Origin of the sequence: Psychrobacter sp. DD43 (assembly GCF_904846555.1) — a bacterium.
GTDB classification, from domain to species: Bacteria; Pseudomonadota; Gammaproteobacteria; order Pseudomonadales; family Moraxellaceae; genus Psychrobacter; species Psychrobacter cryohalolentis.
Map to the genome: position 1 here is coordinate 61,924 of NZ_CAJHBE010000007.1, position 24,793 is coordinate 86,716.

Genomic DNA, 24,793 nt, shown 5'->3' on the forward strand with positions numbered 1-24,793 from the left:
ATTGGCATTAAATATATGAGCGTTAAATATATTGCTGCACAAATTTGGTTTGATAAGCAGGCAATACTGTATCCATTATCCATTGATTAAATGGCAAAACGACTTGTTGCAGACGCGCACTGCCTTTTGTACTTAGCCATTCTAATTCAAAAAGAAAATCACGCATGACTTTAGGAATATCCGCTAAATAACGACTTTTACCATCGCGCTCATAAAGCCGGATAAAAATACCTAGCACTTTTAGGTGCCGCTGTACGCCCATGATATTGACCTGACTTTCAAGTTGCTCAGCACTGTCTGCTGTTGCCAGTCCTGCTTGTTTTTGCAATTGCCAAAAGTCATGAATCCACTGCGTTACTTGCGCTTCCGACCATTCGACATAGGCATCACGTAGCAATGATACCAAGTCATAGCTATGCGCGCCAATCACCGCATCTTGGAAGTCAATCACCCCTAATCGCGTGTTATCTGCCTGATCCTGCATCAAATTGCGGCTATGATAATCACGATGGACGATGACTTGCGGTTGTAATAGAATCTCTTCTATCAAGGCTGATTTTAGGTTTTCCCATAATGACGTATCAAGTGTCACGCCGATATGTGGAATAAACCAGTCGCTAAATAAGTCCATTTCACGGGTTAGCATTGCGGCATCATAATCAGGCAATTGATGCTGAGATTTTGCTGTCTCTACCGGTATCTGTTGCAACGCAACTAGTGTCTGCATCGCTGATTGATAGTAGTCATTTACTTGCGCAGGCGTAGCACCAACCAATAAATGAGCGAACTCTACCGCGCCAAAATCTTGCAAGACCAAAAAGCCTTTTGTCACATCTTGCGCGATCAGCGTCGGCACATTGATGGCTTGCGACATGAGTGCTGCCACATTAATAAACTGCTGCATCGCGTCTTGCTCATCAGCCGAATCCATGACAATATAACGCGCTATTTTTGTCGTATCATCTGTATCAATAGTTACTAGCTGAATACGGTGATAACGGCGAGCACTGGCATCACCTGGCAAGCTTTCAAGAGTAAAGGTTTGATTCTCGAACACTTGTTGCAACCAGCACTCTAATGACTCTTGGCGCGTATTAATGGCAGGTATCGTAAGATTTAATAGTGTTTTATCGGTCATAAAAAGCATCGCAGGTTAAATATAAGTCGTAAATGACTAAATGAGTGATAAGTAGGACAAATACTTGCTAAAATAGTGAGCGCTTATTGCACAGTCGCTGTTGTCTTAAAAATAGCATGGCTATCTAATAAACTTTGATAATTTGATAAATAGTGTAGCTGATTTGGTTTTTTTTGACTATGATTAGTCGTCATTATATGTAAAACGTCCCAACTTTTAAGATTATATTATTTATTATTCGTTTATAAAGCGCTGTAGCTGTCTAAAACAGACTTGATAGACGATATATTGCAATTCAATAGGCTCTACAAATCATAGGTGTGCCCTTGTTATATTCTCCGCTTTACCAAAGCATCCGTTTGATTTTATTTGGCGCGCTAGGCTTATCGAGCTTGACCGTTAGTGCCGCTATCAATCAGACTGACTCGATGATGCCTGAGCCATTGGTGACTGATAGCTCAAACCAGTATGCCGATGACGTAGCAACTGATGCTGGTTTTAATAATGAAATCAATCAAGACATCAGCTATCAAAGCGACAGTCAGCAGGCAGCAGCCTATAAAAAAGCCAGTTTGAGTAGTGATGCTACTCTAGGTAATGACGCGGCTGTAAATAACAATAATATCACTGCGATTAACGATCGTACCAAGACGAGCCAAGATAGACGCGTTGCCCCAGTAAATACAAGCAACGCAGCAAAAGCTGGTAATCGTCGAATTGATACCAATGATGAGAGTATTCAAGAAAGCCTTAAACGTTTAGCAGAATTTTATGAGCTGACGCCAGATACGAATGTTGCAACATCAAACAATGCAGGCACTAGCGTAAATGACGAACAAAATAATATTCAAAACAGTTTGACGCCTGTAACGACTAATATCCCAACCGTAGGTAGCAATCTGCGCTTGCTGCCAAACACTGTCGATAGTGCGGCGCGCTGTGAGGGACAATGGGTCTATCCTAAGAAAAATCTAAATTATCAACGGGCTATTAATGAAGCAGGCGCCAGTAATGGTCAACCAGCACCAAATTTAAACGGTCTGCCCAATAATCAAGCGCCGCTATTTGCAGAATCAGATTATGGCTACTACGATAATGTCGATTATGCTGAGCTATCAGGTAATGTCATCATTGACCAAGGGACTCAGCATATTGAGGCCGAAAAAATCGTACTGGACTTAAGTAACGGGGTGGCAGCGGCGCAAGGTAACGTAATGTTTACGGATCAAGCCACCGGCAATGCTTCTGCGACTGGAGCACAAGACCGAACTCAACAAAACGGTAAAACTAGCCTCACTGATAAAGCGGCGCAAGGTGGTCTCATCGGTGTCGCTGACGATTTGAACTATAATACTGAAACAGGGCAATCTACTGCTACGAATGTCGCTTTTGCCAGTGTTGAGCTACAAGCACATGGTTATGCCAAGCGCTTAAACCGACCGAATGAGAGCCAATATGAATTGGACGAGGTCATGTATAGCACCTGCCCTCCGACCAATCGTAAGTGGCAATTTGATGCCAAAAGCATAGATTTAGACACTGAGACAGGACGCGGTGAAGCTTACAATACCACCTTCCGTATTGCTGATGTGCCCGTATTTTATCTGCCCTATTTTAACTTTCCAATAGACAGTCGACGCGGTAGTGGGTTTTTATTGCCTAATGCAAGTATCAGTAGCGAAAACGGACTTGAAATTGATGTGCCTTACTATTTCAACCTAGCTCCCAACTATGATGCTACGCTAAGCACGCATATTTATACCACTCGTAATCCTATGCTATCTGGAGAGTTTCGTTATTTAACAGAAAATTATGGCGAGGGTATCTTTAATGGTTCCTACTTGCCTAATGACAAAGAATACGATGGAGAAGACCGCCGCAGTTTGTTCTATGATCATTATTGGTCATCTACCAGCATCCCACGCCTAAGCGGTGAGGCCAAATACAGCTACGTATCTGATGCCGACTACCTTAATGATTTTGATACGCTAGGTTTATCAGATAACACCTTAAACTTGCCGCGCCGAGCGCAACTGAATTATTATAATGACTATGTCGACGGCGAGCTAAAAGTAGAAACCTTCCAAACACTTGATGCGTTGAATAACAGTGGGCAGATGTTGCAAGATAAAGACAAGCCTTACTCGCGCCTACCGCAGCTCAAACTTGATTACCGTCTACCTTGGGCAAAGCATTTTGATATCACTGGCGTCAGTGACTCCGCTTATTTTAAAAAATCCATCGATGATGGTTCTGAGAATGAAAAAAGTGGCACACGTTTTTATAATAAACTCAGTGCATCTTATCCTATGGAGAACTCATGGGGTTATATCAAGCCAAAGCTAAGCTTACAACATCTGTTTACCACTTATGATGAAGACAGCTTAGTTGACAATTCATTGGATAAAGATGATGGCAGCCAGTCAGTGTTTGTCCCGCAAGCCAGTATTGATGCAGGTTTACATTTTTATCAAGCCGGCTCACCGTTTGGCGCATTTGATGACACGTTAGGTGGTTATCGTTTACTTAGCCCGCGCCTGAAATATACTTACTCGCCTTATAAAGACCAAAACGATATTCCTAACTTTAATACTCGTATTGCCTCTATTAACTATGAGCAGTTATTCTCAGACAGCTGGTTTTTAGGGCATGATCGCTTACAAGATTTACATGCTTTTACCCCAGGTATTAACTATCGTTACATCGATGCAACGGGCGTGACACGTTTTGATGGTAGCATTGGTGAACAATTTTATCTCGATGATGGACGCGTTACGCTTGATAATACAAAACCTGTCTTTACCTCATCCTCTTCAGGGTTAGTTTGGGATACTAGCACACAGCCGTATAATAATGTCTGGGTCGATGTGAGTGGCGCGCTGACCAATAGCTACGATTTAAATTACATTACTACTGAGTTACGTTACCAGCCATCTGATAATAGCTTGTTTAATGTAGGTTTTATCAAACGTCAACGTGATGAAAATACCAACCAGTTACCACTGTCTGCATTGACAGCGTCAGCAGTTTTCCCAATCAATAATAACTGGCGTGTACTGGCTCAAGGTCAATACGACTATAATCGCAACCAAATGCTCGATTCATTGATTGGGATCGATTATGAAGATTGCTGTTTTGGCTTTGCGGTTTATGGTCGTCGTTACTATAATGACTTGAATATTGCTGAAAAACCCACACAAGCGATTATGGCAGAAGTAAGATTAAGTGGTCTTGGCAGTGGTAGTAGCCGTTTGACACGCTTACTTGCTGATAAAGTATTAGGTTTTGAACCTGTTCAAAATGCATGGAAAGACTAATAACATGATAAGAGACAAGCCTAATTTATAGCCTAGTATGTATGGTATAAACTGGTTTGCATTCTATTATAAACAACCCTAGCCACTATTTTAGTATTAACATTATTTGATGCTAAAGCAGTGGCTAGTGGATTTAACCGATTACCATCCGATGCAATGACATTGATGAGGAGCATCATGAGATTTTTTTCTTTACGCCAGACAAGCCAAGCAGTATTCCTATCGATGGGCTTAATGACTGCTCTTGGTATGAGCGTTAGTGCCCAAGCAGCAACGGTGAACTCTGCAAAAGCGCAAGCGACGACGACTCAAAAAAACAACGTGGCTCGTTTAACGCCTGCCAATAGTACAGATGGCATCATTGCATTGGTGAATGAAAATGCGATTTTAAAAAGTGATCTCATTGCTGCCATTGCTCAGACACAGGCACGTGCAAAAGCTGCGGGTGAACCTATTGCCAATTCAGCACAGTTACAGTCAGAAGTATTAAACGCCCTTATTTTGCGCGAACTACAGCTGTCCTTGATCAAACGTGTTGGTTTAAATCCCGATGAAGCGTCTATCAATAAGCGCTTAGAACAAATAGCAAAAGCAGAAGGTTTAAATAGCATCGCCGCTTTACAACAGCGTTTAGACTCAGCGCAATCGGGCAGCTATGCGACTTTGCGCGCGCAGTTGATTGAAGATGCCGCTATTCAAGCCTTACAACAGCGTCAAATCACCAATCGTGTGCGTATTAGCGAGCAGGACATCGATGCATTTTTGGCATCACCTGAAGCCAAACGCTTGAACCAAAGTGAGTATCAGACAGTCCATGTCCGTGTTCCATATATGGATGACTATAGTCGCCTATCAGAGGCACAGCGTAATGACGCTTTAAAAGTGGCACAAAAGTTACGTACACGCCTTCTTGTGCCAAATGTCAATGTCGCTGAAGCGATTGCAGCCAGTCAAGGCAGCTACCCTATCCCATTACAAGGTGGTGATATGGGCTTTCATAAAGCCGCTGCCCTCCCAACTGAGCTATCGAGCGAGATTACCAAACTTGAGGTTGGCGCTGTGAGTGCGCCTTTAGTCACCCCTGAAGGTATCGATATTATTAAGCTTGCCAATAAAAAAGCCAATGATACCATGCTTGTTCCTCAGTGGAATACTCGTCATATCTTGGTTAAAGTTGATGAGCTACAAACAGATGCTCTTGCTGAGCAAAAAATTAACGACCTATATAGTCAGCTACGTAATGGTGCTGCCTTTGATAGTCTAGCATCAACGTATTCAGACGATCCTGGTTCAGCAGGGCGCGGCGGCGATTTAGATTGGGTTGGTGAAGATCAAATGATTGCGCCGTTTGAAGCAATGATGAAAAACACAGCTGTCGGTGACTATTCTGCCCCGTTTAAAACGCAATTTGGTTGGCACATACTTAAAGTTGAAGGTAAGCGTCAACAAGATGTCAGCGATGAGTATCGTCGCACTATGGCACGTCAAGCTCTATATCAACGCCTAGCACCACAAGCCAAAGAAGACTGGCTACAAGAGCTACGTGCTGGCGCTTATATCCAAGTGCTTGGTTAATGATCAAGTGAACTAAATAACCAGTCAAAGTATTTTATAAAAAAGGGTATATGCCAGTGCGTATATCCTTTTTTTGTGCCTTTTGATTTGTTATTTAATTGAAAATAATTGTAGATACATAAATACTCAAGCATAAAAACGATGAGTAAAAATATATAAATCAATAACTTAAGCACAAAGAAAAGCCCCGAACCTAGGGCGATTGGTTCGGGGCTATGGTTTTTCATATTATTATTGTTATCTCTTCCGTGTTGACTCATCCTAAGTCATAAACAGTAATCCATGAGACAGTGGGCTGTCCTGTCCTATTATTGATACTGTCTCAACACTACATCCTTGCGTATCCTTGTGTTGATGGATGTATTCTAAGACAATTGATGTGCAGCGACTAGAGGCTAAAGACCTTATTTAACGTAAGCATTTGCTTACGTCTGAATTGTTTAGCTAGTAGGTATCCTTTGCTTACTAGGATTCTTCTGAATCTCACTTCTATTCCGATTCTTCATGCTCTTTAGACACCTTGCAACCTTCTTTTTTGCCTGCTTCGATCTTATTTTCCGCCTCTTTAAAGTCGGCTGCTTGTGCTGTAGGAGCATTTCCTTTTTGATTACTCTCCTCTTCTGGCTCATATTGCAACGTTGTCATCACAGGAAAGTGGTCAGAGCCAATCGAAGGTAAACGTTCAATATCAATCACTGTGAAGCAAGCACTATGGAAAAGATGATCCAATGCCCAACGTAAAAACGGATAGTTAACATGAAAAGTATTGATAAAATGTCGCCCAATACGGGGATCTAGTAGCCCTGAAATACGTTGAAAACGCCGTGTGGTCTGTGACCAAGCAACGTCATTAAGATCACCTGCCAATATGGCCGTTTGCTTATTGTCTTTAATATGCTTACCAACCATCAATAGCTCAGCATCACGGGTCGTAGATTTATCAGCTTCTGTTGGACTGGGGGGCATAGGATGCAAGCAATAAAGCCAAATGACGCGCCCACCTTGCAACTGTATCTGAGTGTGAATAGAAGGTATATCATCAATGATTAAATATTTAATCTCAGGGTCTATCAGCTCAAGCTTAGAATAAAGATGCATACCATATAAATTATCTAAAGGCACTTTTACTGTATAAGGGTAATCAGACTCAACTTGATTAAGCGCTTTTTCCCATTTTTCATCACTTTCTAAAGTAATTAAGATATCAGGTTGTTTCTGTTGTACCAACTCAACCAATTTATAAGTATCATCATTGGTGGTCAACACATTTGAAACCATGATTTTTAACTGATATTCCTCAACATCCGGCTTATCTTTGGCATTTTTTACTTCTTTCTTCCATAGCAGAGTATAGGGCAATACCATTCTGAGTTGAAAGGCTAACGTAATACTCAAAGCCGCAAACAACAGCCATTGTTCTAGCTGCCACTGAGGTCCAAATATCACCATACCAAGCCAAGCAATGATACCAAGTATCATGATTTGAATACGAGGGAAATCCACACCGCGTACCCACCAATTATCAAGTGGTAGCCATCCCCAAATAGTGATAAATGCGACGAGCCCTGCCAGTCCTTGCGCACCGTAATATAGAAAGGAGAAATCCATCATGTGTATCGACCATTTATCAAATCAACAGTTATACCATTGATTATGTTCGTTATTATTATGGCTTAGCGTCTATAATAGCTAAACGATAAATTCTCTTAATAAAATGCATATAAAAATATTTAAATAAAAAACATAAAAACGAAAAGTGCTTAAGATAAGCATTATATATAAGGGCTTACTTTAGCATTCCAGACAACCTGCGCCTACTATTGAACACTACTTACCTAATAGATACTATAAAACATTACAAAGATCAGGCTTACGTCTGTGCTTACTCTGTTATCAAAGTCGATATTTCACTCATGATGAATATCATTTCTCATTCATTAGCAGAGCTAGAAGAATGACCATAACTCAAAGTTATAACTATCATAGTTAATAGTGCTAGTAAAACCCGCGAAACCTATCAAAAAACCTTGCTTTTTGGAGCTATTCACGGCATTGTTATTGGTTGGCGATGCAACAATTTATTGTAAAAAAGGATTGAGTTTGATGAGTGATTTAACAGTAGGTTTGGTAGGCTGGCGCGGTATGGTCGGGTCAGTATTGTTACAACGTATGATGGAAGAAAAAGATTTTGACGGTATTACGCCAGTATTCTTTTCAACCAGTAATGCAGGCGGTGATGCGCCAAGTTTTGATGGTATTAAGACCAGCCAACTACAAGATGCTCATGATATTGACGCCCTTACCGCTTGTGATGTGATTATTACCTGCCAAGGTGGCGACTATACCTCAAAAGTACATCAACCACTGCGGGATAGTGGTTGGTCTGGTTATTGGATTGATGCGGCAAGCACCTTACGCATGGAAGAGGACAGCATCATCATTCTTGATCCAGTTAATCGAGTTGTTATCGATAATGCACTCGCTGAAGGCAAAAAAGATTTTATCGGTGGTAACTGTACCGTATCACTCATGCTAATGGCAATCGGTGAGCTGTTTAATAAAGGCTGGGTCGAATGGGTCAGCGCCATGACTTATCAAGCCGCTAGTGGTTCTGGTGCTAATAATATGCGTGAGCTTATTGAAGGCATGGGTGTATTACGTGATGCTGTTAAAGATGAGCTTGCCAATCCTGCTAGCGCCATTCTTGAGATTGATAAAAAAATCGCTCAGACTCAACGCTCAGACGATTTTCCTAAACAATACTTTGGCGTGCCATTAGCCGGTAGCTTGATTCCTTATATCGACTCACAGTTAGAGAACAAGCAATCTCGTGAAGAATGGAAAGGTGGTGTTGAAACCAATAAGATCCTTGGCAACTCTGAAGCAGATAAGATTGCTATCGATGGTATGTGTGTTCGCGTTGGTGCGATGCGCTGTCATGCACAAGGCTTAACAATTAAGCTCAAAAAAGACATTCCATTAGAAGAGATCGAAGCGGCACTGAAGAATAGCGGTAATGAATGGTTAGATGTGGTTGAAGACAATAAAGAAGCCACTATGAACCGTTTAACGCCTGTTGCAGTGACGGGCACTTTGACTGTCGCATTAGGTCGCCTGCGTAAGCTTAATATGGGTCCTGAGTATTTAGGCGCATTCACCGTGGGTGACCAACTATTATGGGGCGCGGCTGAGCCATTACGCCGTATGCTGAACATCATTCGCGAGCAAAATAGCTAAAGCTAATATTCTGAATTTGGATATAAAAAAGACAGCAATTGCTGTCTTTTTTTATGAGTTATTTTTGCTGATAAGCAATCATGACTTCATTGCGGCGCATAAATGGCAGTGTCCATGGTGGATTGTAACGTGCTAATTCGGGTTCACCTGTCATCTTTAATTTTTGCGCCTGCATCCAAAACTGTAATTCTGCCGTTTTCGCAGCCACCTTTTCACTGCCAGCAAGCCCTGAAAACTTAATAACACCGTAAGTCTTAGCGGGTACTTTCACAATTTCAATATTTGAATTATTTGGTTTTGGTAGCGTTTGCAGCGTGTATTGGCTTGGCATAATAAATTGCACACGCCACTTTCCATCGTTTTGTTGCATACTCACTGGCGCTGTCATGGCTATTTTTTGTGACTCATCACTGGTATTTTTATTTTCAGATTGCATCGTCACAGGGGCAGTCATGCTGATTTTGCTACTCTCGCCACTTGGCGCAGTATTGTTACCAAATATATAATCTGCTAACACCTTAAACCCTGCACGACTGGCCATATTTTGATCACCAGAAACCCAAGTTTGCGCTACCAATTGCTCATCATAACGACGCAATTCAAAATTTTCAGTTTGCGACAAGACAGTATATTTCGGCTCTTCGGTAGCCATAGCTGCTCCTGATATCGATAATAAGCTACTTAACAATAAGCTGCTCTTTAAGTAATTTCTTTTGGTCATGACTTATCTCCATTGTCCAAAAGCATATAAGGTATTAATATTTGGGTTTTGGTCTGTTTTCTACTTTAGCAATGACTTGATAAAGATGTCTGTAGCTTTTAGTTATAGTCGACTAAAAACACCCCGTGAAATCTAAGCTAAATAAACATCAATAACCAAAAAAAGCCTAACAATGCTATAATTAGCACCATTTTCATAGCTTACATAGCGGTTATCTTATGCAATTTGTCTTACATAAAACAGCCAGTGGCGTTACTCGCGCACGCCGTGGTACAGTCCACCTCAATCATGGCGACGTACAAACGCCAGCCTTTATGCCAGTAGGTACTTACGGTACCGTTAAAGGCATGCTACCACGTGATATTGAAGCAATTGGCGCAGATATCATCTTGGGCAATACTTTTCATTTATGGTTACGCCCTGGTACCGACATTATTGATAAATTCGGTGGCTTACATAAATTCATGCATTGGGATAAGCCTATTTTGACTGACTCTGGCGGATTTCAGGTATTCAGTCTTGGCGCGATGCGTAAGATCACTGAAGAAGGTGTGACTTTTAAATCACCTATCGATGGTGCTAAAGTCTTTTTATCACCAGAAAAATCGATGCAGATTCAATATAGCTTGAATTCAGATATCGTGATGCAGTTTGATGAGTGTACGCCCTATCCTGCCACTCACGATGAAGCTAAAAAGTCTTTAGAGTTGTCACTACGTTGGGGACAACGCTGCGTTGATGAGCATAAAAAGCTTGGCAGTACCAATGCGTTATTTGGCATCATTCAAGGCAGTATGTACGCTGATTTACGCAAGCAATCACTAGAAGGCTTGCTTGAAATTGGCTTTGATGGCTATGCCATTGGCGGTTTGTCTGTTGGCGAGCCAAAAGAAGAGATGATAGACGTCCTAGATTATATCGCAGATGACATGCCTGCCGATAAGCCGCGCTATCTGATGGGTGTCGGTAAGCCTGAAGATCTCGTAGAAGGAGTACGCCGCGGTGTCGATATGTTCGATTGTGTCATGCCAACCCGGAATGCGCGTAATGGTCATTATTTTGTCACAGGCGACGCCGACAATGCGGGTGTGGTACGTATACGCAATAGCCAATACCGCACCGATGAAGGTCCATTAGACCCTGAATGCGATTGCTATACTTGCCAGAATTTTAGTCGTGCTTATTTATCGCATTTGAATAAATGTAAAGAGATGCTTGGCGCGCAGTTAGCGACGATTCATAACTTGCGTTACTATCAACGTTTGATGCAAAATATCAGAGATGCCATCGAACAAGATAAATTTGATGAGTTCGTGAATGAATTTTATAGCAAACGCGGACAGACGGTGCCAGAGCTGAATTTGCGTTAATAGTAATGGTAATTTGACATTAGCTACTCATATATAAAATACAAAAAAAGGCTTAAGATTCATCTTAAGCCTTTTTTGTTCACTAAATTTTGACAATCTAACTATCAACAGGATACATATCAAGAATAAATGATTAGCCTACCAATGCAGCCACAAATACCACAATGACTGCGATTGGCGCTACAAATTTAGTAACGATTTGCCAAATCTGCCAAGTACCGTTTGATAAATTAAGCTCTTGCTGAATGCTACGTTGGTCCATTCTCCAAGCAAAGAAGATAATGCCTGCAAGACCGGTTAGCGGTAATAAGAACTTACTGGTAAGTTTGTCTAGTGCATCAAAGATGCCATTACCCATGATAGTAAAGTCGCTCCATAAGTTAAAGGACAATAGCGCAGCGATACCCAATAGCCAAATCACAGTACTTGCAGCAATAGTAGACATCGTACGGTTCATCGATGTGCGTTCTTCTAAGAACTCAACACTTGGCTCTAGCAGTGATATCGACGATGTCACAGCAGCAAAGGTAATCAATAAGAAGAACAAAGTACCGATAATCGTACCACCAGCCATGCTACCAAAAGCAATCGGTAGACTGACAAAAATTAAACCAGGACCTGATGCAGGATCAAGACCATTGCTAAAGATAATTGGGAAAATGGCCAAACCAGCTGCTAAGGCAATAACTGTATCTAAAATAACAACCGTACGAGCTGTTTTTAGTAAGTTCACTTCACGACCTAAGTATGAACCATAAGCCACCATGATGCCCATACCAATAGATAGGGTAAAGAAAGCATGACCCAATGCCGCTAGCATTACATCAACGGTCAACTTGCTCAAATCAGGTGCAAACAAGTAATTAACCGCTTCACCAAAACCACCATTTATCACGTTATAACCAACAATGATAAATAAAATCACACCCAGTAATGGCATCATGATTTTAGCAGCGTTTTCAATACCGCGCGTCACACCAATACCGACGATAAGTGCGGTAATGATCATAAATACCGTATGCCAAATCGTTAGCGTACCTGCTGATGCTAGCATTCCATCAAAGGTTGCAGCGACAGAGTCACTGTTTTGACCGGCAAAACTGCCCGTGCCAACTTTAGTGATATAGTTCAGCGCCCAGCCACCGATGACACTATAAAAAGAGAGAATTAAAAAACCACCTAAGATACCAGTTGCGCCGACAATACCCCAGCTACTTGACTTACCTTCACTAACAGCAACATCTTTAAAGGTATTAATAGGATTCTTTTGACCACGGCGACCAATGAGCCACTCAGCGACCAATACAGGAAAACCAACCAAAGCAATACAGAACAAATAGGCAATAACAAAAGCTGAACCACCGCTCTCACCTACCATATAAGGGAATTTCCAGATATTCCCTAAGCCGACTGCCGAGCCTACTGCTGCAAGTACGAAGCCAAAACTTGAGCTCCACTGCGCATGATCTTGTTTATTACTAGCCATTTTTCCTTCCTCATGCTTCAATTAATATTGCTTATAATCATCCTTGATTATTATAAATAGCTGTCCATAATATTTGACTATTTACTCTATGCATCAATGTGATGCATCCAGCAACATTAAGAAATAATTGTTTACATTGTTGTAGAGGCTCAGTTTCTGCTAAGCAACTAAAAAAGTCAAGTAATCATAAATATAAAAAGCCATAACTAATAGTTATGGCTTTTTATATTTATGATTACTATTTATAACATTTAGTTTCGATGGTAAAAACTATTTAAAATGAGCTACCGATGTATTAAAACAGAATTTAGCGCACGACTCCGCGGCGACTTTTCTGTAGCGAATCGATCAAAAATTCGATTTTTGACTCTTTTGGCAGCAGATCTTGTTTCAATACTTCAAGTGCTTGCACTGTCGTTAAACCAGATCTGAATACCACACGATAAGCTTGGCGCAGCACGTCGATGCTATCTTTAGACCAGCCTTTACGGCGCATACCCTCAATATTAAGACCATGTGCCTTAGCAGGATTACCTGAAACCATGGTAAACGCCGCTACATCTTTTAAGACCAACGTTGCACCACCAACCAAACTATAATCGTCAATTGTACAAAACTGATGAATGCCTGAGTTACCACCGACAATAATATGATTGCCAATGGTAACATGACCTGCGACGCCCACATTATTAGCCAATACATTATGGTCGCCAATCAAGCAATCATGAGCCACATGAGTGTTAACCATGAGCAAGTTATGGTTGCCAATTTTTGTCAACCCACCATCTTGCTCAGTACCACGGTGCAAGCTACAGGCTTCTCGAATGGTATTATGATCGCCAATCTCAAGCCAAGTACGCTCACCTGCGTATTTGAGGTCTTGCGGGTCTTCGCCAATGCTTGAAAATTGATAAAACTGATTGTATTCACCGATACGAGTCAATCTAGTGACAACCACGTGGCGATGCAATACAGTATGTGCACCAATCGTAACCTCATCACCGACAATACAGTAAGGTCCAATGGTTGCGGTTTTATCAATCGTAGCAGACGGTGAGATGAGTGCTGTGGGATGGATCTGACTCATAATAGAGGCCTTTGTATCATCGAATGCAATTAAATTAGTAAAACAAATACAGACAGCTTAGTGAAATTAACTAGCCTAAAGCTGCCTTTGTTAAAAAATAAGATGATGCTAATAAATAAGCATTAACATCATGGTTTAAATGTTTCATGCATTATTCAAAGTGACTAATGCAGTTTATTGCTCCTGACGGGCAATCATAATCTGCGCACTAACCGCAAGCTCATCTTCAACATGTACAGTACAATCAAACTTATAAATACCCTGCTTCTGCATCACAATTTTAGAGCGGATAATCAGCTGATCACCAGGGATAACACGGCGCTTAAAGCGCACTTTATCAACCCCTGCGAACAAGTATAAATAGCCATCTTCTGCCGTCAGTCCTGCACTAATAAAACCCAGAACACCTGATACCTGAGCCATGCACTCAACCATCAATACGCCTGGCATGATAGGCTCATCAGGGAAATGCCCATTAAAAAACTCTTCATTAATGGTGACGTTTTTTATGCCCGTGATACATTCGCCTGGTGTACAAGCAACTATCTTATCTACCAATAAAAATGGGTAACGATGTGGCAAATAATGCTTTAACGTATGGTAAGTTAATGGCAACGTTAACCCTTGTTCAGCCAAGCTTTTGATGTCTTCTGCCGTTGGGTTATCAATATTGCTAGTGCTCATAGTAGCGCTTCCTTGCTGTATTTAAAGTCTTGCTTGAGAGTAAAGCTTTGCTGAGTTTTAATATTATAAATAATCTAAGTATCAATTTTCTTTAACTATGAACCTTTAAACGCTAATCACGACCAAGCTGGCGAAAACGGACAGCGGCACGGCGCCAGTTAGCAGTTGGCATAGCAGCCGTGCCAGAAGAGTAAGATCCGGCAGTGGTGATTGACTTAGTGACCATAGTCATACCCGATAAAGTAACATCATCTGTGATATCAATATGTCCGGTAATACCGACCGCCCCGCCAATAATGCAGCGTTTGCCAATTGTAGTACTACCTGCGATACCTGTATGAGCAGCGATAGCCGTGCCATCACCAATACGGACGTTGTGTGCTACTTGTACGAGGTTATCAATAATAACATGATTTCCAATCACCGTATCATCGATGGCACCGCGATCTATACAGCTTTGACTGCCAATGCGTACATGATCACCTATCAGCACACGCCCTAACTGTGCAATACGCTCCCAACCTGTGACACTAGGATTGGCAGTGGGGGCAAAGCCAAAGCCTTCCGAGCCTATCGTCACCCCAGCGTGCAACCTAACATGACTACCAATAATACAGTCATGTCCTATCACCACTTGTGATTTGATAACACCATCTGTACCAATGGTAGTATTATCCTCGATGACTACATGAGCCTCAAGCACGCTGCGATCACCAATCTGCACTTGCTCACCGATGACACAAAAAGCACCGATAGTCACTTTATTGCCAATAACGGCACTGTCGGCGATGACGGCTGTCGGATGAATACCGCTAAATGAATGTTGGCGAGCAAAAATTTGACTCACGCTAGCATAAGCCAAATAAGGGACCGCAACAATTAAAGCTACCGTATCACTTGGCACTTCTTTATGATGCTCTTCAGTGATAAGTACTACCCCAGCACCAGTATTAGCTAGACTAGAAAGATAGTGAGGATTGGCCAAAAAGCTTAACTGCTGCCGATTGGCCATCGTTAAATTACCAATACCCTCTAAGGATAGACGGCGCTGCTCAGCGCTAAGCTCAGCCTTGTTAAGAACAGGCTGACGCTGCTCAATCTGGGAGATGAGTTGCTCAATCGTTATCATAATCAGTATTAGTATTGGCAGGAATAAGAGGGTCGTCAAGTTGAGATATCATCTTGACGACCGGCTAAATCTAACGAACGCTTCAACTACCTAAAGGGATGAATAACAAGAATCAAACCCTTTACCTAGTAACAGGCAATTAGCAAGCGCTTAGAAAGTGTTACCAATTTGGAACTGGACTTTTTCAGTCTCATCGCCTTCTTTGTCACCGATAGGTACAGCATAGCTCAAAGAAATCGGACCAATTGGCGTATACCAAGTGACGCCTAAACCGGCACTAAAACGTAGACTGCTATCTTGAGTCAATAATTTCACAGGGCTACCGTCTGGATTAACAGTTGCATTTCCAGCTGGATCAACAAAGTTACGATCTTCCTTGTTTGTAGTATCAAATACCTGACCACCTTCAGCAAATAGTACTGGACGTACTTGATCTGCCCAGTCGCCTTTAAATGGCATTGGTAAAATCAATTCAGTACCAAAGCTGACTAGCGCATTACCACCAACTTCTTCATCTTTAAAACGTGCTTTAGGATCTATAGCATCATTGTAGCTTTGTGATTTAGGTCCAAGTGTTGATGCTTCATAACCACGTACTGAACCATAACCACCAGCATAGAAGTTTTCATAAAACGGTAAATTGTTACCATAACCAAGCTTGGTATAACCGCGAGCGACCCAGTCTTTATAGATAGGTTGATAAATGTTACCACGATAAACCAGTTTCTGATAACTGGCATCACCTAAGCCAATGGTCGCATCGACTGTATGGCTCATGCCTTTATTCGGAAATACGGGACGATCTAAAGTGCTGTAATCCCAACCGAATAGTAAGTTGTAGCTTTGATATTCATTTTTAAAACCAGTACGTTCAGTATCAGTAAAGTTTTCGAACGTACCACCGTCATCTATAATTTGCTGAACGCTTGATACACCTAGACGGCTACCGCCACGTACTGTGGTGTTATCAATATTTAAGCCTGCACTCACGCGTTTGGTTTCATCAACTGGATAGCTATAGTTCAGCGTCGCACCATAAGCGTCGGTAACATAGTTACTAACGTTTCGATCATCGTATTTGGTTTCACGGTAATAAGCGCTGATACCTTGTGATACACCATTTTCTGTGAAGTACGGATCAGTATAACCCAAGCTATAAGAATCACGTGTCTCTGAGCGTGACAAAGAAGCTTTAACGCGGTCACCAGTACCCATAAAGTTATTTTGGGTAAGATCTAACTGGAAGGTAACACCGCCACTTTGTGAATAACCGGCAGCAATGGTTGAGCTACCAGATGGCTGCTCTTCAACCGTATAGTTTACATCGACTTGGTCTGGTTGATTAGGAACCGGCTTCACATCAACGTTAACATTTTTAAAAAATCCTGTGCGCATCAAACGCGTACGTGACAGCTGAATCTTATCACTAGAAGCCAATGACCCTTCCAACTGACGCATTTCACGGCGCAATACTTCATCTTGGGTTTTTAAGTTACCAGTAAAATTGATACGGCGCACATAAATAGGACGTGCAGGATCAATATAATAATCGATATCGACGACTTTGGTCTCGTCATTGATACGCGGTACTGGTCTGATTTGCGCTAAATAATAACCCTCATTACCATAACGACTCTTAAGAGCGGCAGTGGTGGCATCAAGCTTGGCTTGTGAGTACTTTTCTTTAGCACCAAAAGTGACCAGCTCTTTTAATTCACTGGTTTCAAAAGTTGGCTTACCTAAGAAATTAATTTCGCCAAACTGATATTGCTCGCCTTCGCTAAGACTGACTTCGATAAATACGCTGCTCTTATCTTCACTGATATTGAGCACCGCATTGTCTACCGAAAAGCGTACATAACCATCATTTAGGTACAGGGCTTTTAAATTTTCTAAACTTGCCGCGAGCTTCTCTTTCGCATAACGATCAGATTTAGATAATAGACGCGTCCACGAGGACTCTTTTACTGCAAAGACTTCTTTAATTTCTTTATCACTAAAGTGCTTATTACCAATGATATTGATATCAACTACTTTGGCCGGCTTGCCTTCGATAAAGCGCACATCAAGTTTGACGCGGTTGCCATCAAGCAGCGTCTGATCGACTTCAATATTACTATTGTAATAACCTTGGCTGATATATTGCTGTTGTAGCTCGTTTGCAACGCCTTGTAGAGTTGCTTGCTTAAGCACATTACCCACAGCAAGACCTGCATTATTTAAGCCTTGCTCAAGCCCTTCTTTTGGAATAAGTTTGTTGCCATCAAAATTAACTTCTGCAATCGTCGGACGTTCAACGACATCAAAGCGCAGATTGCCGCCTTCGATACGGCTTTGAATGTCAGCAAAGTTTTCGGTCGCATATAGTGCTTTGATACTGGCAGCCAGATTTGCATCATTGACCGTATCACCTATTGTAATAGGCAGTACTGGATATAAACTATCAGGTGTTAGGCGTTGTAGACCATTAAAGCCAATATCAGTGACCACAAATTCTGCAGCCTGAACCGGCATACTCATCATTGCTACAACTAACGGCAACCCAGCCGCGCTCATAAATAAAGGCGTACGCATAAACACTATCCGTCAATAAAAAACTTGCTTAAGTTAAGTTGAAAAGCACATCTTATCTGGTCTCTTTTGTGTCATATCGTAAACACTTAGGGAACAGACTCAGAACACTTTATATAAAACGCGTCATAAAATAAACTAAAATATAAAATTAGTACAGCAGCACGGCGATAAAAGAAATTGCTTATCAGCCTAACAATAGATACAGGATAAGCATAAAACCATTAGTCTATCGCATCTTACCGTGCAAGAAGTATGCTATATCATCAAAACAGCCGACTGATATCATTACCAATTGCTAACACCATGAAACCTGCCAGCAAGAGTAAACCAATATTTAATCCTACCATTTGCACGCCTTCAGAGAGTGGCTTGCCACGTATCAGCTCAATCAGATAATAGACAATATGACCGCCATCTAATACTGGAATGGGCAACAGATTCAAAACCGCAAGGCTCAAACTGATTAAGGCTGCGGTAGATAATACCATTTGCCAACTGATATCAAAACTTTGCTTAGCGACTTTGGCAATGGTAATCGGACCTGATAAGTTATCAAGACCTATCATACCTGATAGCATCTTGCCCATTGAGCTGACAGTCATAATAGCCAATTGCTCAGTTTTCTCAAACGATTTGATTAACGACTCGCCAGGACCATAGACCACCGTGGTTTTGTACGCATCAGGAATGACAATCTCAGACTGTGCCACCATAGCACCAATTTGTCCATAATCGTTACCTAAATTGTCTTTTTTACCTTGCGGCATAATCTGCAATTCAATCGGCTTATCATTCCGTAACACGCTAAATGTAAGCAAAGTCTCAGGATTGTCACGGATAATACGAGTGGCGCTAATCCAGTCATTAATGGCTTCATCATTGATAGCAGTGATGCGGTCGCCAGCCTTGAGACCTTGACGACTTGCCGGGCCATCAGGCGTTACATCACCAACTATCGGGGCAATATTTGGTTGCCACGGTATCATACCAAAGCTTGATAAGGCGTCTTTACCTTGCGCGGCACCTTGCATAAATTCTTTTACAGGTGCTTGATAAGTTTTGGTTGCATTATTATTGGCTTCTGATTGCAACGTAACACTTATATTGGCTGTCTCGCCCATGCGCCCAGCAAGGCGATAATTAATCCCTTCCCACGTCTGTACGTCATGACCGTCAATCGCAACGATTTTATCACCGGCAGGCAACTGTGCTATCGCGGCAGGCGTATCCGGCAATACTTGACCAATCTTGGTGGCAAGCTGCTCTGAAGGGGTCATAAATAACACCCAGAACAATGCAATGGCAATAACGAAGTTCATGATAGGACCAGCAGCCACAATAGCTATTTTCTTAAGCGGATGCTGACGATTAAATGCTAAATGCTGCTCATCTTTTGCCACTTCACCTTCACGCTCATCAAGCATTTTGACATATCCACCAAGGGGTAATGCCGAGATACGATAATCAATGCCACTTTTTTTGCTGGTCCAGCCAAAGAGTTTGGGACCAAAACCAATAGAATACGTAAGTACTCTAACGCCGCAAAGACGCGCTACAATATAATGACCCCACTCATGCAAAGCAATAAGCGGACCTAAGACAAATATTGCCGCAAGGAGTGTTAATAGAAACGTCATGATCTTTTCTCAGTAGGTACTCTTAACATCATTCTAAAAGCGATATCGATTGATACATCTAGATCAATCTTGCCACCAGCTTCTCAGTATGCTGACGCGCTAGGTTATCGATTGCCAAAATCTCATCAATATCGGCCGTCTCAGTTAATGCCGAAACTTGTATCTCATTCAATGCTTGCTCATTAATATCAGCAATATCCGTCAAACGAATTTGATTATTCAAAAATGCTGATACTGCAATCTCATTCGCCGCATTTAGAATAATGGTCGCGTGCGTACCCACTTGCATCGCCTCTCGTGCCAGACGTAAGCAGGCAAATTTTTGCAAATCAGGCTCGATAAACTCTAAACCACTTAAGGCAAATAAGTCTAATGGCTGCGAGCCACTGTCAATACGGTCAGGGTAGCTTAGCGCATGAGCAATGGGCGTTTTCATATCTGGGCTGCCAAGCTGCGCCAAAAAGCTGCCATCGCTATATTCTACCATTGAGTGAATGATACTTTGTGGATGAATCACCACATTTATCTTATTTTCAGGCAAATCAAATAAATGACAGGCTTCAATCAGCTCAAGTCCCTTGTTCATCATCGTGGCAGAATCAATCGATATTTTTTGCCCCATCGACCAGTTTGGGTGTTTGACCGCTTCAGCGACACTAGCTTGCTGCATCTGCGTAAATGACTGCTGTAAGAACGGTCCACCAGAAGCCGTTAGCCATAGCTTACGCACGCCATGATTTGGTCGGTGAATTTGGGTATTATCCTGCTGAATGGCAAATGGTAAACACTGAAAGATAGCATTATGTTCAGAATCAAGCGGCAGCAAAGTTGCATGATGCGTTTTGACCGCATTGATCATCACTTGCCCTGCCATCACCAGCGCTTCTTTATTTGCCAGTAAAATACGCTTGCCTGCGCGGGCAGCAGCTAGAGTAGAAGGCAAGCCTGCGGCGCCAACAATAGCAGCAACGACAGTATCAGTTTGTGAATCGGTAGCGATATCCACGAGGCCTGTTTCGCCGCCGACTACTTCAATATCAAGTCCTGCTATACTCAGACGCTTGGCAAACTCATCAACCGCAGCTGTCGGTACGCTAACACGCTTAGGAGCAAACTGCTCACAAAGAGCAAGCAGCTTATCTAAACGGTGATATCCAGATAAAGCATAAACATCGTAATGCTGTGGTTGTGCCGCCAAGATGGCTAACGTACTGTCGCCAATCGAGCCTGTCGCGCCTAATACGGCAATACGTTGGGTCATAACCATGGGTGCCTATAAATGATACGGTAGTAATAAGATGAAAATTAAATGAGCAGCTAAGCTTATGTTCTGTCAGATAACTGCATAAGCGATTTTGATAGTATTAGGCAAGTCAAACGATAATCAAACCAAACTGCTGTATTGCCCAAAAACCAAGCGCAAATATCGGCGTAGCAGATAGCAGCGAATCAATACGGTCAAGTATTCCACCATGCCCCGGTAGAATAGTTCCTGAATCTTTAACATCAGCACGGCGTTTGAGCATAGACTCAAACAAATCGCCCAGTACGGAAGCTAAAATCGTCAGAGCCGATAATGCCACAAAGGCGATGAGCGCTGCACCCGTCAATTGTAATTTAAAGACACTTATAATTACTACGACCAGTAGTCCTGTGACTAAGCCACCCGCCAGCCCTTCCATACTCTTATTGGGTGAAACGTTCGGTGCCATTTTTCGGCGCCCAAGCTTGCGTCCGACAAAGTAAGCACCACTGTCTGCACACCAGACCAATAAAAACACATATAGTAGCCACCATGGCGACAATTGCCATAAGTAAAACATAGCCGTAATTGAAGCCGTTAATATCACTGCTCCCATTAGCGCCAACTGCTTACCGTACCATTTGGTAGACGTTGGGAAAACTCGTACCCAAGACAGCGCCATTAACCATATGACGAGAGAAGCTGCCCACCAAAAAAGCCACGTGACTTTAAACATGAGTGACACTAACGTCAGCAGCAATACCAATACTACGAAGACCGCAGGCTGACGCCACTTTGGCATCAATTTAGTCCATTCATGGGCGGCAATAATCACCCCAATCCCTAAAAGTGGTGCAAATAATATAGGGGTTTGGCTCGCAAACATTGCAATACCAACGATAATAACGAGAACAATTGCCGTCTTAATTCGTTGCCACATACTTATTGAGCCTTATAATAATGAAGAACATTTGGTCAAATTGCGCGATAAATATTTACTATAGATAATGACGTATCATAGCCAGCTGCTGACTATAATAACGTATTGATAGTGACGCACGCTATTGAAAGTGCTCCAAATTGACAAAAGTCGTCTAATGCTCTTAACATGACCTCTAAGATATTTGCTGAGCCGTCACTATTTGCTCGCTGGTTTTGCCAAAGCGGCGTTGACGTTGAGCAAAATCCTCTAGCATTGCTGCTAGCTCATTGACTCTAAAATCTGGCCACAATGTTGGGGTAAAGAACAGCTCTGCATAGGCTGACTGCCACAATAAGAAGTTGGAGAGACGGTACTCGCCGCCAGTACGTATCAGCATGTCTACTTCTGGCGCATCTGCCAATTGCACATACTCTCCAAGTTTTTCCTTATCAATATCATCGATTGATAACTGACCTGCCTGCACTTGCTGTAATAGCTGCTTTGCTGCATGAGCGATATCCCACTGTCCACCGTAACTGATGGCGATGACCAATGTCATAGCATCAAAATCAGCCGTTTTTGCTTCAGCATCTGCCATCAATAATTGCAAATCATCACTAAGCTGACTGCGGTCGCCGATAAAACGCAAACGAATACGGTACTTAACCATACGAGGCATCTGCTCATTGATGGTTAAGCTCAGCAAATGCATCAGCAATGCCACTTCAGTCGGTGGGCGCTGCCAATTCTCACTGGAAAAGGCAAAGACGGTCAAAACCTCAATACCCGTACTGACGCAATACTCAACAATCGGGTCTAGCGCATCTTTGCCAGCGATATGACCCTGACCTTTACCTAAATTATGGACTTTACCATAGCGGTTATTGCCGTCCATAATAACAGCGATATGGCGTGGAAGAAGGGCTGGAGCTAAATTCTCTGACATAGACATAGGCTAACTTGCTTGTTGTTTAGGTAAAATAATCATAACGCGCGCCATACTTTATAAAAACCCTAACTCATAATTTATATAAAGAGATTCATATAAAGTGCTTATAAAAAAGGACAATATAAACAAGCTATAGAGTAAGATTAATTGTCTACACGGCAACAAACAGCCAATAGCACTTTGATATTGGCTGTTTGTTTTTAGCGACTTGTTATATAAAATATTGATAGCGCATCATTTTTGACAGCAGAAAAATGTACTTATACTGCCATCAAATCGGTTTCTTTTTTGCTTAAGCGGCTATCGATTGTTTCAATATATTTGTCAGTGATTTTTTGAATGTCGTCACTGGCGCGGCGCTCGTCGTCTTCAGAGATCTCTTTTTCTTTGGCTAACTCTTTGATGTCATTCATCATATCACGGCGGATATTACGAATAGAAACACGGCTGTTTTCTGCTTCGCCACGTGCCAATTTTTGCATATCTTTTCGAGTTTCTTCTGTCAATGCTGGCATAGGAACACGAATCACATCAGCAGTCATTGGATTAAGACCCAAATCTGCTTCGCGAATAGCTTTGTCAATCGCTTGCACCATGGTACGGTCAAATGGCTGTACCAGTAGCGTACGCGAATCTTCAACGTTAACACTCGCTACTTGATTTAAAGGCGTAGGCGAACCGTAGTAGCTGACCATCACACCTGTCAACATACCTGGATGCGCGCGACCCGTACGAACTTTACTAAAGGTGCTTTCAAGCGCTTCCAAGGTTTTTTGCATGCGCGCTTCGCCGTCTTGCTTAATTTCTTGAATCATGAGGTATCCTTATTTATCGCTACCGACAAATCATTTATTGTTTATTATAAAAACTATTCAGGTGTTTTCACAGATAAGCAGCTGTCTTACTTCTGCCTATCTTTTATCATATTTTTGGGTACGTTATTAATGATAGACGCGTGTGCCCTCATTCTCGCCCATCACAACATTTAATAAAGCATTAGGCTTATTCATATCAAAGACTTGTAATGGTACATCGTGCTCACGACATAATGCGATGGCAGTCAAATCCATAACTCCAAGCTTTTGCTCTAACACCTCATCAAAGGTCAGACCATCATATTTTACCGCATCGCTATGTAGGCTTGGGTCTTTATCATAAACACCATCTACTTTGGTCGCTTTTAGAATCAAGCCTGCTTCAATTTCAATACCACGTAAGCAAGCAGCCGTATCAGTGGTAAAGAATGGATTGCCCGTACCCGCGACAAAGATACATACTTCGCCATTTTTAAGATAACGAATCGCATTACGGCTGCTATAACTTTCAGTGACTTCACCAATCGGCAGGGCTGACATTAGGCGCGTTTTGATATTACGGCGCTCAAGAGCATCACGCATTGCAAGGCCATTCATAACGGTTGCAAGCATGCCCATTTGATCGCCAGTGACGCGGCCGACCAAACCCTCTTTTTGTAATTGGGCACCGCGATATAAGTTACCACCACCGACCACGATACCCACTTGGACACCAAGCCCGCGCAAATGGGCGATAGATAAGCTCATCTTATCAAGCACTTCAGTATCAATACCCATATCTTTCGTACCCGCTAAGGCTTCACCAGAGAGTTTTAGCAAGATACGAGAATAACGCGGGTTTTTGTCAGACATGAGGTCACCTTGTCAGTATTGAATTATAATTAAAGTTATCGGTAATATACAAATAGA

Annotated in this window: 18 protein-coding genes; 4 read left to right on the forward strand and 14 right to left on the reverse strand. The window is 42.1% G+C overall.

From position 1 onward, the window contains the following. Positions 1-22: 22 nt before the first annotated feature. The gene (locus tag JMX89_RS05620) at positions 23-1,138 is read right to left on the reverse strand and encodes an aminoglycoside phosphotransferase family protein (RefSeq protein WP_227673019.1); all 1,116 of its coding nucleotides are present in this window, start codon (positions 1,136-1,138) and stop codon (positions 23-25) included. Positions 1,139-1,464: 326 nt separating this feature from the next. On the opposite strand from JMX89_RS05620, the gene JMX89_RS05625 reads away from it, so the two are divergent. Beyond that, positions 1,465-4,455, forward strand: a complete 2,991-nt coding sequence (locus JMX89_RS05625; protein WP_201531232.1) for an LPS-assembly protein LptD — start codon at positions 1,465-1,467, stop codon at positions 4,453-4,455. A gap of 177 nt (positions 4,456-4,632) precedes the next feature. After that, positions 4,633-6,030: a peptidylprolyl isomerase gene (locus JMX89_RS05630; protein ID WP_011514024.1), complete on the forward strand. Its 1,398-nt coding sequence runs from the start codon at positions 4,633-4,635 to the stop codon at positions 6,028-6,030. Positions 6,031-6,519: 489 nt separating this feature from the next. Here JMX89_RS05630 and JMX89_RS05635 read toward each other — a convergent pair whose 3' ends face one another. Beyond that, positions 6,520-7,641: an endonuclease/exonuclease/phosphatase family protein gene (locus JMX89_RS05635; RefSeq protein ID WP_201531231.1), complete on the reverse strand. Its 1,122-nt coding sequence runs from the start codon at positions 7,639-7,641 to the stop codon at positions 6,520-6,522. Between the two features lie 492 nt (positions 7,642-8,133). Here JMX89_RS05635 and asd point away from each other — a divergent pair, with 492 nt between their 5' ends. After that, complete coding sequence (asd, locus tag JMX89_RS05640; RefSeq protein ID WP_133104439.1) at positions 8,134-9,267, forward strand: aspartate-semialdehyde dehydrogenase; 1,134 nt, start codon at positions 8,134-8,136, stop codon at positions 9,265-9,267. A gap of 58 nt (positions 9,268-9,325) precedes the next feature. Here asd and JMX89_RS05645 read toward each other — a convergent pair whose 3' ends face one another. Continuing rightward, positions 9,326-9,988 carry an SOUL family heme-binding protein gene (locus JMX89_RS05645; RefSeq protein ID WP_201531229.1) on the reverse strand — a complete coding sequence of 221 codons (663 nt, stop codon included), beginning with the start codon at positions 9,986-9,988 and terminating at the stop codon, positions 9,326-9,328. A 218-nt stretch (positions 9,989-10,206) separates the two neighbouring features. On the opposite strand from JMX89_RS05645, the gene tgt reads away from it, so the two are divergent. After that, on the forward strand, positions 10,207-11,358 hold the full coding sequence (tgt, locus tag JMX89_RS05650) for a tRNA guanosine(34) transglycosylase Tgt (RefSeq protein ID WP_020443802.1): 1,152 nt from the start codon (positions 10,207-10,209) through the stop codon (positions 11,356-11,358). A 133-nt stretch (positions 11,359-11,491) separates the two neighbouring features. On the opposite strand, the gene JMX89_RS05655 is transcribed toward tgt, so the two are convergent. The 11 genes from JMX89_RS05655 to pyrH form a co-directional block, all read right to left on the reverse strand. Further along, on the reverse strand, positions 11,492-12,844 hold the full coding sequence (locus tag JMX89_RS05655) for a sodium-dependent transporter (RefSeq protein WP_011514029.1): 1,353 nt from the start codon (positions 12,842-12,844) through the stop codon (positions 11,492-11,494). Positions 12,845-13,151: 307 nt separating this feature from the next. Beyond that, positions 13,152-13,931, reverse strand: a complete 780-nt coding sequence (lpxA, locus tag JMX89_RS05660) for an acyl-ACP--UDP-N-acetylglucosamine O-acyltransferase (protein WP_011514030.1) — start codon at positions 13,929-13,931, stop codon at positions 13,152-13,154. A gap of 174 nt (positions 13,932-14,105) precedes the next feature. After that, positions 14,106-14,615: a 3-hydroxyacyl-ACP dehydratase FabZ gene (gene fabZ / locus JMX89_RS05665; RefSeq protein WP_011280792.1), complete on the reverse strand. Its 510-nt coding sequence runs from the start codon at positions 14,613-14,615 to the stop codon at positions 14,106-14,108. A gap of 112 nt (positions 14,616-14,727) precedes the next feature. Further along, positions 14,728-15,744 carry a UDP-3-O-(3-hydroxymyristoyl)glucosamine N-acyltransferase gene (lpxD, locus tag JMX89_RS05670; protein ID WP_201551091.1) on the reverse strand — a complete coding sequence of 339 codons (1,017 nt, stop codon included), beginning with the start codon at positions 15,742-15,744 and terminating at the stop codon, positions 14,728-14,730. 150 nt (positions 15,745-15,894) lie between these two features. After that, the gene (bamA, locus tag JMX89_RS05675) at positions 15,895-18,318 is read right to left on the reverse strand and encodes an outer membrane protein assembly factor BamA (protein ID WP_201551092.1); all 2,424 of its coding nucleotides are present in this window, start codon (positions 18,316-18,318) and stop codon (positions 15,895-15,897) included. A gap of 263 nt (positions 18,319-18,581) precedes the next feature. Beyond that, complete coding sequence (gene rseP, locus JMX89_RS05680; protein ID WP_201531226.1) at positions 18,582-19,955, reverse strand: RIP metalloprotease RseP; 1,374 nt, start codon at positions 19,953-19,955, stop codon at positions 18,582-18,584. 58 nt (positions 19,956-20,013) lie between these two features. Next, positions 20,014-21,222: a 1-deoxy-D-xylulose-5-phosphate reductoisomerase gene (gene ispC, locus JMX89_RS05685; protein ID WP_201531225.1), complete on the reverse strand. Its 1,209-nt coding sequence runs from the start codon at positions 21,220-21,222 to the stop codon at positions 20,014-20,016. Positions 21,223-21,328: 106 nt separating this feature from the next. Next, complete coding sequence (locus tag JMX89_RS05690) at positions 21,329-22,138, reverse strand: phosphatidate cytidylyltransferase (RefSeq protein ID WP_201531224.1); 810 nt, start codon at positions 22,136-22,138, stop codon at positions 21,329-21,331. Between the two features lie 175 nt (positions 22,139-22,313). Next, positions 22,314-23,072 (reverse strand): polyprenyl diphosphate synthase, encoded by a 759-nt coding sequence (gene uppS / locus JMX89_RS05695; RefSeq protein WP_413786625.1) that lies wholly within the window; start codon positions 23,070-23,072, stop codon positions 22,314-22,316. Positions 23,073-23,329: 257 nt separating this feature from the next. Beyond that, positions 23,330-23,884, reverse strand: coding sequence for a ribosome recycling factor (frr, locus tag JMX89_RS05700; protein WP_011514038.1), 555 nt, complete (start codon positions 23,882-23,884; stop codon positions 23,330-23,332). Between the two features lie 126 nt (positions 23,885-24,010). Further along, on the reverse strand, positions 24,011-24,736 hold the full coding sequence (gene pyrH, locus JMX89_RS05705) for a UMP kinase (protein WP_011514039.1): 726 nt from the start codon (positions 24,734-24,736) through the stop codon (positions 24,011-24,013). Between the last annotated feature and the right edge of the window lie 57 nt (positions 24,737-24,793).

Coding starts and splice junctions, on each gene's coding strand:
- ispC (WP_201531225.1), bottom strand. CDS start 21,222: ATGGTTATGACCCAACGTATTGCCGTATTAGGCGCGACAGGCTCGATT.
- bamA (WP_201551092.1), bottom strand. CDS start 18,318: ATGCGTACGCCTTTATTTATGAGCGCGGCTGGGTTGCCGTTAGTTGTA.
- JMX89_RS05690 (WP_201531224.1), bottom strand. CDS start 22,138: ATGTGGCAACGAATTAAGACGGCAATTGTTCTCGTTATTATCGTTGGT.
- JMX89_RS05620 (WP_227673019.1), bottom strand. CDS start 1,138: ATGACCGATAAAACACTATTAAATCTTACGATACCTGCCATTAATACG.
- JMX89_RS05645 (WP_201531229.1), bottom strand. CDS start 9,988: ATGACCAAAAGAAATTACTTAAAGAGCAGCTTATTGTTAAGTAGCTTA.
- pyrH (WP_011514039.1), bottom strand. CDS start 24,736: ATGTCTGACAAAAACCCGCGTTATTCTCGTATCTTGCTAAAACTCTCT.
- rseP (WP_201531226.1), bottom strand. CDS start 19,955: ATGACGTTTCTATTAACACTCCTTGCGGCAATATTTGTCTTAGGTCCG.
- JMX89_RS05635 (WP_201531231.1), bottom strand. CDS start 7,641: ATGATGGATTTCTCCTTTCTATATTACGGTGCGCAAGGACTGGCAGGG.
- asd (WP_133104439.1), top strand. CDS start 8,134: ATGAGTGATTTAACAGTAGGTTTGGTAGGCTGGCGCGGTATGGTCGGG.
- uppS (WP_413786625.1), bottom strand. CDS start 23,072: ATGTCTATGTCAGAGAATTTAGCTCCAGCCCTTCTTCCACGCCATATC.
- frr (WP_011514038.1), bottom strand. CDS start 23,884: ATGATTCAAGAAATTAAGCAAGACGGCGAAGCGCGCATGCAAAAAACC.
- tgt (WP_020443802.1), top strand. CDS start 10,207: ATGCAATTTGTCTTACATAAAACAGCCAGTGGCGTTACTCGCGCACGC.
- JMX89_RS05655 (WP_011514029.1), bottom strand. CDS start 12,844: ATGGCTAGTAATAAACAAGATCATGCGCAGTGGAGCTCAAGTTTTGGC.
- lpxA (WP_011514030.1), bottom strand. CDS start 13,931: ATGAGTCAGATCCATCCCACAGCACTCATCTCACCGTCTGCTACGATT.
- JMX89_RS05630 (WP_011514024.1), top strand. CDS start 4,633: ATGAGATTTTTTTCTTTACGCCAGACAAGCCAAGCAGTATTCCTATCG.
- lpxD (WP_201551091.1), bottom strand. CDS start 15,744: ATGATAACGATTGAGCAACTCATCTCCCAGATTGAGCAGCGTCAGCCT.
- fabZ (WP_011280792.1), bottom strand. CDS start 14,615: ATGAGCACTAGCAATATTGATAACCCAACGGCAGAAGACATCAAAAGC.